Source organism: Reyranella sp., assembly GCF_965279465.1.
Taxonomy (GTDB): Bacteria; Pseudomonadota; Alphaproteobacteria; order Reyranellales; family Reyranellaceae; genus Reyranella.
In genome coordinates this window covers 2,394,859-2,407,734 of sequence record NZ_OZ257242.1, presented here as the reverse complement: position 1 = coordinate 2,407,734, position 12,876 = coordinate 2,394,859, and the positions used below count along the sequence as shown (strand labels likewise).

Genomic DNA, 12,876 nt, shown 5'->3' with positions numbered 1-12,876 from the left:
ATGCACAGGGCGACCCCACCCCGCTTCGCCGTCACGACGGCAGCGCGGCTGAGAACGCCTGAAACAGGTCGGCGCACGCGGAGGCGTGCGAGAAAGCCAGCCCATGTCGCGTGCCCGCAAAGATCTGCAGCGAGCTTGCCGGCATTATGCCATGCAGCTCGGAGACCAATTCAGCCTCGACAAAGGGGCTGGAATCGGGCGCGATCAGCAGCGCTGGCAGATCGAGATCCCGCAGCAGCGGCGTCAGATCCATGGTTCGCACCAGCTGCGCAACGCCGCGGACCAGACAAGGATCGGTCTTATCTTGCAGGACCCGAAACCAATCGAGCGCTTCGGGCCGCACCGCGCCGTCGAAGAAGCGGTAGGCCATCATCCGCTCCGACCACTCGCGCATGCTTTCCGGATCGTCGGCCAACTCCTGCCAGCCGTCCAGGATGCGCATCCGGGCGCCGCGATGGGGGGACGAGATGGTGGTTACCGACACCAGTCGCTCCCGGCACGTCGCCCCGGTGAACAGCGCGACGGTGCCACCGAACGATTCGCCGATCAAATGGAAGCGCTCCGCGCCAGCGGCATCGGCCACCGCCAGCACATCTTCCCGGAACGGCTCCAGGCTCAGCGGTTCGGCGCGATTCAAAGGGCCGGAGCGACCACAGCCACGCATATCGAAGCGCACGACACGGTGGTGCGCGGCAAGCCGCGGCAGCCATCCGCTCCACATGTCTGCATTGGTGCCGAGCCCGTGATGCAGGATGACCGTGCTTGGAGTGGCCAGCCAAGGCGGCGTCAGGTCGACGACGTCCCAGGCCAGGGTGCCATCGGCAACGGCAATCTCTCGCATGCGTCCCTGTTCCTTCAGATCACAATGCCTTGGGCGGCAAGGTCGAGACCGTATATCCGGCAGGCGTTGCCGTGGAAGAGGGCCTGCTTCTCGTCGGCGCTGCTGCCGGACGCCAGTCGCTTGAAGGCGTTCCACAGCACCAGCCAACTGCACGTTCCCTTGTCGACCGGGAAGTTGCTCTCGAACATGGCGCGACCGGCACCGAATGCGTCGAGGCACAGCTCGACATAGGGCTTCCATGCCTCGGCGAGTTGCGCCGACGAAGGAGGACGCGGGCGGTGCGGGAAGTCGAAGCCCAGCACATGCATGCCCATGCCGCCGAGCTTGACGTTGACGTTGGGACAGCGCGCCAGCTCACGCATGGATCGGCTCCAGTCGGCGAACACTTCGTCCCGCCTGCCGGCGTAGGGCCCGAAGGTGGCGGGGCCGCCGATGTGGTCGCAGATGATGGTGGTGTCGGGAAAGGCGTGCGCCAGATCGATCAGATCCGACAGCTGGGTATGCAGCAGCCAGGCATCGAATGTCAGGCCAAGCGGAGCCAGCGCCGCGAAGCCCTTTCGGAACTCGCGATCGCGCAACAGACCCTCTGGCGGATTGGCGCTGGTCGCCCGCAATCCGTCCTTGTGCCATGCCGCCACGTTGCGGATGCCGCGAAAGCGCCCTCCGGCCGCCGCCACATGCGCCTCTAGCGCCCCTCGGACCCGATCGCCAAAGCGCAGGTCGACATTGCCAATAATTCCCGCGCAGGCGCGCGTCGGACCGTAAAGACCGCTGGCGCTCATCGCCGCCACGCCGTTGACGAATTCAGTCTCGCCAAGGGATTTGCGGTCGTCCGGACCCCAGGGCCGATAGAAGACGCGGCACTCGACGAAGAGCGAAGCAACCAGCCGGTGCCCCGTGGCAACGTCGGCCAGGAAGTCCGGCAGCATGTATTGATGGCCGCGCATGTCCATCAGGTGGTGGTGCGGATCGACGATCGGCAGATCCGGCTCGAGCACCGTCTCCTCGGCCTGCAGAGCGAGCCATTCCGGCCGGACGGACAGGAAGGCATCGGGAATTTTGCTGCCCGTGGCGCCATCACTCATCGCGATCTCCATTTACCGGCCGTGTTGCGCCTTGCCGAATGCGCCGCCGGCGGCGAGTGCCGCGCAGCGCGTCGCGTCGTAGCCGAGCAGCTCCTCGAGCACCGTCTGTGAGTGCTGGCCGAGGGCCGGCGCGGGCACAGGCGCGGCGGTAGAGGTGTGTGAAAAGCGAACGGCCGGTCCAATGTTGGGCACGGTGCCTGCGATCTCGTGCGCCACCGCCCGGGCGAGGCCGCGAGCCTTCATCTCGGGGCTGGCATAGGCCTCGGCCACGGTGCGCACCGGGCCTGCCGGCACGTTGGCGTCCTGCAGGCGTGCCATCCAGTCCTCACGCGAACGGCCCGAAAAGATGGCGGCGAGATCGGCGAAGAGCGCAGGCCGGTTGGCAGCCCGCGCGCGGTTCCGGGAGAAGCGCGGATCATCTGCGAGGTCGGGACGGCCCAGCACGTCGACGGCGAGGCGGCGGAACAGCCGGTCGTTGACGATACACAGATAGAACGGCCCGTCGCTCGCTTCGAACAACCCGACTGGCGCGGCGCCGGGAGGAGCCTGGCCGAATCGGGCGGGAACGCCGCCGTCGATCAGATGGCTCATGCCGTAGAGCGCGCCGAGGTTGGCTGCGGTGTCGAACAGCGCGACCTCGACATGCTGGCCCCGGTTGGTGTGCTGGCGTGCAAGAAGGCCAGCCAGCACGGCGTTGCAAGCCATCATCCCGGTCGAGACATCGACCACCGGCGGCCCGACACGCACAGGCGGGCCGTCGGCGAAGCCGTTGAGCGACATCAGGCCGCTTTCGGCCTGAATCACCGGGTCGTAGCCCGATCGACGGGCCGCGGCGCCGGTCTGACCGTAGGCCGAGACCGAGCAGTAAACGAGGCGCGGGTTGGTCTTCGCGACGGCATCATAGTCGAGCCCGAGGCGCTTCATGACCCCGGGGGTGAAGTTCTCGACCAGCACGTCGGCTCGGCTTATCAAGTCGATCGCTACTGCGTGGCCAGCCGGGGACGAGAGATCGAGCACGAGGCTCTGCTTGCCGCGATTCAACGCCAGGAAGGCGGCAGTCAATCCGCCAATCGAGGCCTGGCTCGCATGGCGCATGTCGTCGCCGTCGGGATGCTCTATCTTGATGACGCGCGCGCCGAGATCGGCGAGCAGCTGGGTACAGACCGGACCGGCCAGCACGCGCGAGAAATCGGCCACCAACGTGCCGTTGAGCGCCGTCGGTGCGCCCGCGGGGCGCGGCTCATGTGGGGGAAGCTCGGGGCGGCTCGAGGGACTGCCGTCCATGGCCGTCAGGCCCCTCCGCCGCGAACCAATCTCCCCGGCAGTGCGCCGGTCGGCCGATCGTCGCGCTGGGTAACGACTCCCGCGACGATCGTCGCGCGATAGCCGGTAGCGTCCTGCAGCAGCCGGCGGCCTCCGGCCGGCAGGTCGTAGGCGACCCGCGGCGCATGCAGCTGGAGGCGGTCGTAGTCGATCACGTTGAGGTCAGCCTTCGCCCCTGGCGCGATGACGCCACGGTCGACGAGGCCCACCGCGCGGGCGTTGTCGTGCGAGAGTGCCTTGACGATTTCGGGAATCGAAAAGCGATGGCCGGACCGCCGGTCTCGGGTCCAGTGGGCGAGCATGAAGGTCGGCAGGCTGGCATCGCAGATGAAGCCGCAGTGCGCGCCACCGTCGCCCAGGCTGACCAGGCTGTCGCGATGACCCAGCATCTCGGCGCAGGCGTCGAGGTTGCCGGCAGCGTAGTTGAGGAGCGGGCGGTAGAATGTGGCCTGCCCGTCGCGCTCGAGCAGCATCTCGTAGGCGAGCTCGGCCGGGTCGCGGCCGAGGGTCCGGGCTCGGCTGGCAATGCTGTCGGAGGCTGGCGGCTCGTAGTCGGGCCGTTCAGCAAAGGGAAAGAGGCGCTCGAAGTTGAACAGCCGCTCCCGGCTGGCGCGGTCGGTCGGCTGTTCGGCGAGCAGGCGTGCCTTGAAGTCGGGTGCGCGCATTGCGGCGACCTTCTCCGCCAGAGCCAAGCCAGCGATCGCGGCCCAGCTCGGATGGCTGGAGAACGGGTTGAGCGACAGTTCCAGGCCGTAGACCAGACCGACGGCGCGGCCGCACACCTGTGCCTTGATCGGCAAGCCTGAGTTCACCGCTTCCTCAATCAGCTCCAGCGCGTGGCGCCAGCGGTCGGGTGCGCGGTCAGCCTGGCCGAGCGAGATCGAGAGCGGCCGGCCAGAGCGGCGGGCGAGTCCGCTCAGCATGGCGAATTCGGCATCGTCCGAGGGATGGTCGGTGACGATCTGCAGCACGCCGCGGCCGGTCCGACCGATCGCCTCGGCGATGGCAACGAGTTCCGGCTCATAGGCATTGAGCGTCGGTGTCGGCATGCCGTCGCTGCTGCGATGGGCGAGCGTGCGCGAGGTCGAGAAGCCGAGCGCACCGGCGCGTATGCCCTCGGCGGCCAGCCGCGCCATCGCCGCGGCATCCGCCTCCGTGGCCAGCTCGCGCTCTGCGGCTCGCCTGCCCATGACATAGATGCGCAGCGCCGCGTGCGGGACCTGGGTGCCAAGGTCGATGTCGAACCGGCGCTTCGCCAGCGCATCGAGATAGTCGGGGAAGGATTCCCAATTCCACGGCAGCCCCTCCTCGAGAACAACGCCCGGGATGTCCTCCACGCCTTCCATCAGACGCACCAGCATGTCGCGCTCGTCGGGCCGGCAGGGTGCGAAGCCGACACCGCAATTGCCCATGATCGCGGTGGTGACGCCGTGCGAAGACGACGGCGCAATGCGGCTGCTCCAGGTCGCTTGGCCATCATAGTGGGTGTGGATGTCGACAAAGCCCGGCGTGACGAGCAGGCCCCGGGCATCGAGCTCCTCTTCCCCACGGCGAGTGACCTGACCCACCTCGACGATCTGGCCGTCCTCGATCGCGACGTCGGCCTCGCGCGACTCGGCGCCGGTGCCGTCGACCACAGTCCCGCCGCGGATGACAAGCCTGCCCGTACCCATCGGATCCTCCCTCTGTTCTGAGTCAAGACTGCGGGCCGAGCCGCTTCGCCTTCAATCGATTTCGGAGAATGTGTCTTATGCATTCACATATGTGAACGCGCATGGCTGGGTTGCGAGAGCATCGCTTGAGAGATCGGATTCGCGACCGCCACACTGGCGCGCAATAAAGGGAGGTAATCAATGAAGAGGATCACGTTGCGCCGCCGTCCGCTCTTGGCGGGACTGGCCGCTCTGCCCCTTGCCGCGCCGGCGGTGGTGCGAGCGCAGGCCAAGATCGTCATCCCGCTCGCCACCTGGGGCAGCCCGACACACATCAACATCGTGCAGTTCCTGGGGCCGCTCGAGGCGGCGCTGCAGCGCGAGAGCAACGGGCGCATCACGGTAAAGCACTATCCAGCGGGCCAGCTGGCGCAGGATGTCGATATGCCGATTGCGATCCCGACCGGCAAAGTGAAATTCGGCTGGATCACCGTGCAGGGCTGGTCGGGGCTGATCAAGGATGTCGGCGCCCTGTCCCTGCCGACAGCCATGACCATGGAGCAGGTCGCCACGGCGTGCGATCAGCCGGGCGGCTTCAAGGAAGTGCTCGACAAGCAGTTCCGCACCAAGGGCGCGACCCTTCTCGCCATGACCGATATCGGCTCGCCGGCCATCGCCTCATCAAAAAAGATCCTCGCGCCTGAGGACGTCAAGGGACTGCGCATGCGCGCTCCGGCTGAGATGCATGCGGAGTTGATCAAGCTGCTCGGCGGCTCGCCGGTCGCAATTCCTTTCGCCGAGGTCTACACCGCGCTGCAGCACGGCACGATCGAATCGGCGATCATCGGCTTTCAGGGAATCCAGTCGCAGCGCGTCTACGAAGTCACCAAGTTCGCCATCATCCCCGGCTCGTTCACCGGAACCGGCATGCAGGGCTTTGCAGCCAACCTGCAATGGTGGAACGGCTTCTCGGCGGCCGACCGTGAGACGATCGGCAAGGCGATCCGCGAAGCCGAGCTGGCCTGCCGCGCCGAGATCATCAAGGACCGCGCCGGGCTCGCCGACCTGTATCGCCAGAAGGGCATGGAGGTGACGCTGCTCGATCCCTCGATGCCGCAGTTCGCGCAATGGGCCAAGGCGACGGCGCCCCTGCTCGCCAAGGGTGACAGCTTCAGCAAGGAGATGATGGCACCGATTCTCGCCGCGAGCGCCGCGAAGTGAGCATCGAGGCGGAAGAGGCCCCGGAGGTTCGCGAGCAGGGCTTCTTCTTCAAACTGGTGGGAGGCATCAGCCGCTGGGGCGCGTACCTCGGCGGCATGACGCTGATCATCATCACAGCGATCGTGACCTATGACGTTTTCGCCCGCTTCCTTGGCCATCCGACCGACTGGGCAACCGAGGTCGCGGGTTACATGGTGATCGGTGTCGCCGTTCTGGGCGCGGGCGAGACCCTGCGCCACAACGAGCACTTCGCCATGCATCTGGTGATCGACGTTCTGCGGCCGCGTGTGCGCCGACTCGTCGGGCTGGTGGTCTGGTGCCTGGTAACGGCGCTGGTCACCGGATTGTGCTGGGGTCTGCTGGCGCTGGTCGACAATTCACTGCAGTACGGGCTGCGCTCGTCGACAATCGTTGGCGCCCCGCTCGCCGTGCCGCAGCTCGTGCTGTTGCTGGGCTTCGTCGTGCTGCTGCTGGCGCTGGTGGCGCGGATCGTGGCGCTGGTCCATCGCATCCGGAAGGAGCCGCGATGATCGCGCTCGGCGTCCTGCTGTTCTTCTTCGCGCTCGTGATCGCCGGCACGCCGATCTTCGGTGCCATGGGGATCGCGGCACTCACCGGGGTGTGGCTGCTCGACGAGAGCACCTCGCCCCTGCTCAATCTCGGCCTCACCGTCTATCAATCGCTCGGCAATTTCCTGTTGATCGCCGTGCCGCTCTACATCTATGCCGGGACGCTCATGGAGGTGGCCGGCCTCAACGAAAAGCTGTTCAGGTTCGCCCGAGTCTGGGTCGGCGCGGTGCCGGGCGGACTGGGCGTTGCGACCGTGGTGGCGTGCGCCATCTTCGCCGCCATCTGCGGCTCATCGGTAGCGACCGCCGTGACGATCGGCCTGGTTGCCTTCCCAGCCCTGGTGCGCGGCGGCTACACGCCGCATTTCAGCGGCTCGCTGATCGCCGCCGGTGGCACGCTCGGCATCCTGATTCCGCCCAGCATCGCCATGATCATCTTCGGGGTGCTGACCGAGCAGTCGATCGCCCAGCTCTTCATTGCCGGCGCGGTGCCGGGCGTGCTGCTGGCGATGCTGATGGCGATCTACGCCATTTTCTTTTCCGGCGTGCGCTCCGATCCGACGCCGATAACATGGATCGAGCGCATCCAGGTGACGCGCGAGGCGATCCTGGTGCTGCTGCTGCCCCTCGGCGTGCTGTTCAGCATCTACAGCGGGCTCGCCACGCCGACCGAGGTCGCGGCGTTGGCCGTGGCTTACGTCCTCGTCGTCGGCGTCGCCACTCGCATGCTGACCTGGCAGCATTTCTGGAGCGCGACCATGAAGGCGACGCGCACGAGCGTCATGATCTTCATGATGATCGCCTTCGGCCAGGCGCTTACCGAGTTCTTTACCCTGACCGGGCTGCCGCAAATGGTGGTCGACATGGTTTCCTCTTCAGGGCTCGGCTATCTCGCGATCGTCACCTTGATGGTGCTGATCTACATCCTGCTCGGAACCTTCCTCGAGGCGACGTCCATGATGCTTGTGTCGGTGCCGATCATGTTCCCTCTCGCCAAGGCGATCGGCATGGACCCGCTGGCGTTCGGCGTCTTCGTCGTGCTGGCAGTCGAGGTGGCGCAGATCCATCCGCCCTTCGGCATCAACCTTTATGCGCTCTCGGGCATAGGCAAGGTCCACATCGGGCGCATGTCGATCAGCGTCATCCCCTATGTCGTGATGATGATCTGCATGATGTTCGCCATCTCGATATTCCCGCAGATCGTCACCTGGTTGCCCAAGACGATGAGATGAAGCCTCAGCTATGGCTTGCCGAAATGCCGGTTTATGGCAGCACGCATCAAGCGAACGATCTCGCGTTCGCGTGACTGGAGCCTGTCGACCGGCCCTCCGGCGCCGATGGCGACCCTGCGGTCGTGGGACGTGCCGGGAAGGTTCATCGCGATGATGCCGCTTCCTGCCACATAGGTGCCGTAAGACCGCGCGTAGCCGAGCGTCCTCACCTCCTTGAGTGTGGCTATGAGTTCCGTGTGGTCGATCGGCGACCCGCGTCCATCGGCTTTGACGCGCTCGACGATGGCGCGGATCTCGGCCTCCTCGCACTGGCTCAGCAACGCCCAACCCATCCCGGAGCGATGAAGCGGCCGCACTGTCCCCGGCGGTACATTGAGCATGATCGGATAGATGCCGGGAATGATGTGTACGTATTGGGCCTCGAGATCCTTTCGGATGCCGAGAATGATTGTTTCGCCGATCTGGCTGTGCATGTCCCCCATCAGGGCCATCAGGTTGCCCTGGCCGAATAGCGCACCGTGCAAATACTCGGAGATGATGGCGATGCGGATCGTTGGAAAGTACCGGCGGTCGCGCTGATCGAAACTGAGGTAGCCAAGCTTGACCATGCTCTTGAGGAGCGCTGCAGTGCTCGACGCGGGGAAGCTAAACCGCTTGGCAATTTCGATGGCCAGCATCGGTTTGCGCACCTCGTTGAAGGCCTCAAGGACTTCGAAGGCACGACCGACCGATTTGACCACAGAATTCTCGCCGACTTCAGAGGCAGGCGTTCTCCGCATCGATCTTCTCTACACCGCCGACATGAGATGCTCAGCAGAATAAGGCGGATTTGCCAGCGGACACGCTCGGTGAACTGGTTGTGAATCCGCTTGCTCCCACCGGGCCGCGAACGGACTGGCAGCGGCTATTTCGCGTCGTCTCAGTCACCGAGCCGTTCCTCCACCTTCGCCCCACATCTTTTCGCCGCCTCGTTGGCTCGACGGTGGCCTATGACATTTCAGGGCGCGCGCCGGCCGGAAGACCCCGACCACCCTTCGGAGCTCGAGTGACGGGGTCAGCTGGTCGGGCGGTCGCGTGGGCTCAGGGGCGGTCCGAGGAACTCGACGTTCCACTTGATGCCGAAGGCGTTGAGTGCCGTTTGATCCGGCACGCCATCCCGCATCGCTTCCGCAAGTTCCCTGAAGAACGCCGCGGCATCGAGTGCCGGGGTCATGAGGATGTACTGGCGGGCGGGCATTTCCGTTACGTTGACGAAGCCGTGGGCCACGCCGCCCGGAATGCTGACGACATCACCCGCCTCGGCGAAGAAGCGTCGACCTTCCACTTCATAGAGGTAACGCCCCTCGATGACGCGGAAGATCTCCGCCTCCCGGTGGCGATGCAGCGGCGGGCCCGCACCCGGCGCATTGATCGTTTCGATGAAGCAGAACGCGCCATCGCTGGAGGCAGGAGGCAGGCGGACGAATAGATCGAGGCCGATGGCGGGGATCTCTATTGGGGACTGCGTCCCATGGGAATGGACAAAGGATATGCTCATGGATTGGTCCTCTTGGTGCCTGGGCTCCGGCGCGACGACAACCAGCTCGCCCCGACAGGCACACGGCAGCAATTACCCCAACGGCTCCGGGACAGCATCGACAGAACTGATGATGAATACGTCCGCGACATGCGTTTTCCGAAGGCAAGCATTCAATCTAAAGTTGCTCGTCATGCGGTCGGCTTGCACGATGATAGCAGATATCCGGCGGCCGCCGCAGCCCAAGCTGCTGTGGTGGGATCTGCTGGTGCCGGCCACTTAGCGGCTACCGCTGGGTGTCACCACCACCGTCGCCGTCCGGCCGGTGATGAGGCGGATGCCTTCGGGCACGCGATCGAGCGCGACGCGCACCGGCACCCGCTGGGCGAGACGGACCCACGAGAAGGTTGGATTGACGTTTGCCAGCCGGGTGGGACTGTCAGAGAGCTCACGGTCGGCGATGCCGCCGGCAATGCTCTCGACGTGCCCGTCGATCGTCCTGCTTTCCCCCATCAGATGGACGCGAACTTTGTCGCCGACGTGAATATCGGGCAGCTTCGTCTCCTGGAAGTAACCCGCCACGTAGAAGCTGTCGGTATCGACCAGCGCGAACACTGCATTGCCCGCCGTCGCGTAGTCGCCGGGACGCATGCTGAAATTGGAGACGATACCGTTCACGGATGCGCGGACCGTGGCGCGCCTCAGGTTGAGCTTGGCGACATCGAGGTCGGCAAGCGCCTTCTGGTGGGCGGCGCGCGCTTGCGTCGCCGTGGCAGTGCGTTGCTGCTGGGTCTCGGTGGATACTTCGAGCCTCGTCAGGGCGAGCACGCGGTTCATCTCACGCACCGCTTCCTGCGCCGCCGAGTCAGTCGAGGCCACCATCGCCTCGGCCTCCCTGAGGGCGAGCTCGAACCGCAAGAGGTCGATCCGGAACAGGACGTCGCCCTGCTTCACCATCTGGTTGTTGCGCACCACGACCTCGGTGACGAGACCGGAAACGTCGGGGGTCACCTGGACGATGTCGGCGCGCACGCGCCCGTCCCGCGTCCATGGCGATTCCATATAATATATCCACAGCTGCCACCCGACCACCGATGCGATGACCGTGACGGCGAGAGTGACCGCGAGGCGGCCGGCCAGCGTTTCAAGGCGTTCCATGGCGATCACCACGGCGTGGCGGCGGCGACACCGCCCAGCAGGATGACCAGCAGGGCGAGGTCGAACAGCGGCTTGTGCCACACGAACCGGTAAAGGCCGAGCCGGCTCATCGCCAGGCTCAACAATCCGGTGAGCAGGACGGCGACGCTTACCCAGAGCATCATCGGCGAAACGAACATTCCGTAAAGGTCGAGCTCGTGAATCATGGCATCACCCCGTAGCCTTGGCGATCGGCACATCGGGGATGGATGCCCCGGGAAAGATGCCCTGCCGGATGGCGAGCAGCTCCATGAGCAGCGTCTGGGCCGATCGCGCGCCAGTCTCGGCCACGACGGCGATGGTATGGTCGATGCGCGCGAGCAGCGCCGGTACGGGCGAGTCGGACAACGGCCGAGCATAGTGAACGCCCACCTCGACCAGCGTTTGCTGTACGCTCTCGCGGGCGCCGGGAGGCAGCGCGGCGCAGTCGCGCTGCAGGTCGACGACGCTCTGGCCGACGCCCAGGTCGCGGAGCACGCGCTGCATCCTCAAGTCGGAGTCGGCCGCCGCGAGCCGCGGCATGAGGTCGGCGAGCCGGTCGAGGAGCACGGCGGCGAACATCGGCCGCTGGACGGCGCCCCGGCGCGAGGCGGCATGGGCGACATCGCGCCGACAGGCACCCTCCAGTCTCCGTGCGGTTACACTCACCCCTACGGAGCGCACCAGCGCAGTGACGGCGGCGGCCACAGCGATACCGAATCCCGATGCCAGGCCGCTGTTGAGGAAGGTCGCGAAGTCGGCGCTGTAGGCGTCGGTCAAGGTCAGCATCATGGTCGTGTTCAACACGATCGACATGCTGCGAAGGAAGGTCGCCGGAACGGCCATCAGCGCACCCAGCACCAGGTAGGCGGGCGCGAGCACAACGATCAGCACCGCGAAGCCCTCGATCTGGGGCAGCACCAGGAAGAGATAGATGGCAGCAATGAAGAATGCGACCACCACATCGCGCAGGAAACGAAGGATCTCCGGAACCGGGTCGTCTAGCGTCGCAAAGAAGCTACACAGGATCGCCGCCATGAGCACCGCGATCGCGCCGTCAGGCCATTCAGCGGCAATCCAAAAGGCGCACAGGAGGCTGATCGCGAGCGCTGCGGCGAAACCCGAGAGAAGTGCCATCGCGCGGTCGTGATTGCGCGTCGCGTCAGGGCCGATGCCGCGCGCCAGCTCGAGCGGCGGCACGTGGACGGTGCCCGACCGCACCTGTCGGCGCAGCGCGCCGATATCCTGCTGCAGGTCGACATACTCGGCCAGTCGCGCCAACAGCGCCGACCGCAGGATCGTCGGCCAATCCGCCCCTGTCGCCGGCATCGCGCCGGCCAGGTCGGCCCTGAGCCGCCTGCCGGTTTCCGGCGTCCCCTCCGGACCGGAATGCAGCCAGGCGGCAAATCGGTCGAGCAGGACCTGGATCTCGGCCGTGATACCATCAGCAGCGCGCAGCGCCGCGACGCGGTTGGACACACCGGACAGCACCGGCAGCAGATAGGTCATCTTCGCGGCGAGCACCTCGAAAAGTCTTGCCGTGCCCTGCCGGTCCGAAGCCTCGTGGGACAAGTACACAATCAGCATGCGAATCTCGCCCGATGCGCTCGCGATCGTCTGGCGCGCGGCCAGGGCTTCCATTTCTCCGCGTTGCCCGGCCAGCACGGCGAGCGCCCAACGGCGGGCTGCCGTGAGGCCGGTGTCGATGCGTTCCTGGAGCACCGGGACGACGGAACGGGGGAAGACGGTCGAGCCGATCACGGTCGCGCAGATGATGCCGAGGCCGATCTCTTCGATGCGTGCGCCTGCCGTTTCGAAGATCAGGTCCGGTTGGTCGACCGAAGGAAAGCCGATGATCGCGGCGGTGTAGCCCGCCAGCATGAAGACGTAGCTGCGAGGGGTACGATCACACAGCGAAAAGTACAGGCATACGCCGAGCCACAGGGCGAGCGCAGCGCTCAGGAGCACTGGCGCATCGACGAGATTGGGCACCATCACGATGGCCGCGCTCGCTCCCAGAAGCGTACCACATAGGCGATATACTCCCTTCGAGCGCATCGCGCCCGAAAGCGGTTGCGAGACGATGTAGACGGTCGCGATCGACCAGTACGGCCTGTCCAGGTCGATGGACAAGGCGATGTAGAAAGCGGCCATGGCGGCGGCGAAGGTCTTCAGGGAAAATATCCATTCGCGCAGGCCCGGTATCGTCATTCTTGGCCCTCCACAGCGCCGGTGCCGGCCCCTTTCGACAGGTCCGCGCA

The 12,876-nt window shown here is 65.8% G+C and carries 12 protein-coding genes; 3 read left to right on the top strand and 9 right to left on the bottom strand.

Annotated features, from left to right (window positions below; all coding sequences use genetic code 11):
• Window positions 1–31: 31 nt before the first annotated feature.
• The 4 genes from ACQY8M_RS11790 to ACQY8M_RS11775 are packed head-to-tail and all read right to left on the bottom strand — an operon-like array spanning window position 32 to window position 4,922.
• Window positions 32–841 (bottom strand): alpha/beta fold hydrolase, encoded by an 810-nt coding sequence (locus tag ACQY8M_RS11790; protein WP_428672103.1) that lies wholly within the window; start codon window positions 839–841, stop codon window positions 32–34.
• 14 nt (window positions 842–855) lie between these two features.
• A complete protein-coding gene (locus ACQY8M_RS11785; RefSeq protein ID WP_428672101.1) occupies window positions 856–1,926 on the bottom strand; it encodes an amidohydrolase family protein in 1,071 nt (356 codons plus the stop codon).
• A 12-nt stretch (window positions 1,927–1,938) separates the two neighbouring features.
• Window positions 1,939–3,210, bottom strand: a complete 1,272-nt coding sequence (locus ACQY8M_RS11780; protein WP_428672099.1) for a CaiB/BaiF CoA transferase family protein — start codon at window positions 3,208–3,210, stop codon at window positions 1,939–1,941.
• A 5-nt stretch (window positions 3,211–3,215) separates the two neighbouring features.
• Window positions 3,216–4,922 (bottom strand): N-acyl-D-amino-acid deacylase family protein, encoded by a 1,707-nt coding sequence (locus ACQY8M_RS11775; RefSeq protein ID WP_428672097.1) that lies wholly within the window; start codon window positions 4,920–4,922, stop codon window positions 3,216–3,218.
• A 180-nt stretch (window positions 4,923–5,102) separates the two neighbouring features.
• Here ACQY8M_RS11775 and ACQY8M_RS11770 point away from each other — a divergent pair, with 180 nt between their 5' ends.
• Genes ACQY8M_RS11770 through ACQY8M_RS11760 form a run of 3 tightly spaced genes read left to right on the top strand, consistent with a single transcriptional unit; the run spans window position 5,103 to window position 7,923 of the window.
• Entirely contained in the window at window positions 5,103–6,122 is a 1,020-nt protein-coding gene (locus ACQY8M_RS11770; RefSeq protein ID WP_428672095.1) for a TRAP transporter substrate-binding protein, read from the top strand.
• The gene (locus ACQY8M_RS11765) at window positions 6,119–6,652 is read left to right on the top strand and encodes a TRAP transporter small permease (protein WP_428672093.1); all 534 of its coding nucleotides are present in this window, start codon (window positions 6,119–6,121) and stop codon (window positions 6,650–6,652) included. Before ACQY8M_RS11770 ends, ACQY8M_RS11765 begins: the two co-directional genes overlap by 4 nt.
• Window positions 6,649–7,923 carry a TRAP transporter large permease gene (locus ACQY8M_RS11760; RefSeq protein ID WP_428672091.1) on the top strand — a complete coding sequence of 425 codons (1,275 nt, stop codon included), beginning with the start codon at window positions 6,649–6,651 and terminating at the stop codon, window positions 7,921–7,923. Before ACQY8M_RS11765 ends, ACQY8M_RS11760 begins: the two co-directional genes overlap by 4 nt.
• 8 nt (window positions 7,924–7,931) lie before the next feature.
• Here ACQY8M_RS11760 and ACQY8M_RS11755 read toward each other — a convergent pair whose 3' ends face one another.
• The 5 genes from ACQY8M_RS11755 to ACQY8M_RS11735 all read right to left on the bottom strand — a co-directional run bounded on the left by ACQY8M_RS11755 (window position 7,932) and on the right by ACQY8M_RS11735 (window position 12,769).
• Window positions 7,932–8,663, bottom strand: coding sequence for an IclR family transcriptional regulator (locus ACQY8M_RS11755; RefSeq protein ID WP_428672089.1), 732 nt, complete (start codon window positions 8,661–8,663; stop codon window positions 7,932–7,934).
• Between the two features lie 314 nt (window positions 8,664–8,977).
• Window positions 8,978–9,532: a cupin domain-containing protein gene (locus ACQY8M_RS11750; RefSeq protein WP_428672087.1), complete on the bottom strand. Its 555-nt coding sequence runs from the start codon at window positions 9,530–9,532 to the stop codon at window positions 8,978–8,980.
• A gap of 186 nt (window positions 9,533–9,718) precedes the next feature.
• Window positions 9,719–10,597 carry an efflux RND transporter periplasmic adaptor subunit gene (locus tag ACQY8M_RS11745; RefSeq protein ID WP_428672085.1) on the bottom strand — a complete coding sequence of 293 codons (879 nt, stop codon included), beginning with the start codon at window positions 10,595–10,597 and terminating at the stop codon, window positions 9,719–9,721.
• 5 nt (window positions 10,598–10,602) lie between these two features.
• Complete coding sequence (locus ACQY8M_RS11740; RefSeq protein WP_428672083.1) at window positions 10,603–10,803, bottom strand: DUF1656 domain-containing protein; 201 nt, start codon at window positions 10,801–10,803, stop codon at window positions 10,603–10,605.
• Between the two features lie 4 nt (window positions 10,804–10,807).
• On the bottom strand, window positions 10,808–12,769 hold the full coding sequence (locus ACQY8M_RS11735) for an FUSC family protein (protein ID WP_428675349.1): 1,962 nt from the start codon (window positions 12,767–12,769) through the stop codon (window positions 10,808–10,810).
• Window positions 12,770–12,876: the final 107 nt, after the last annotated feature.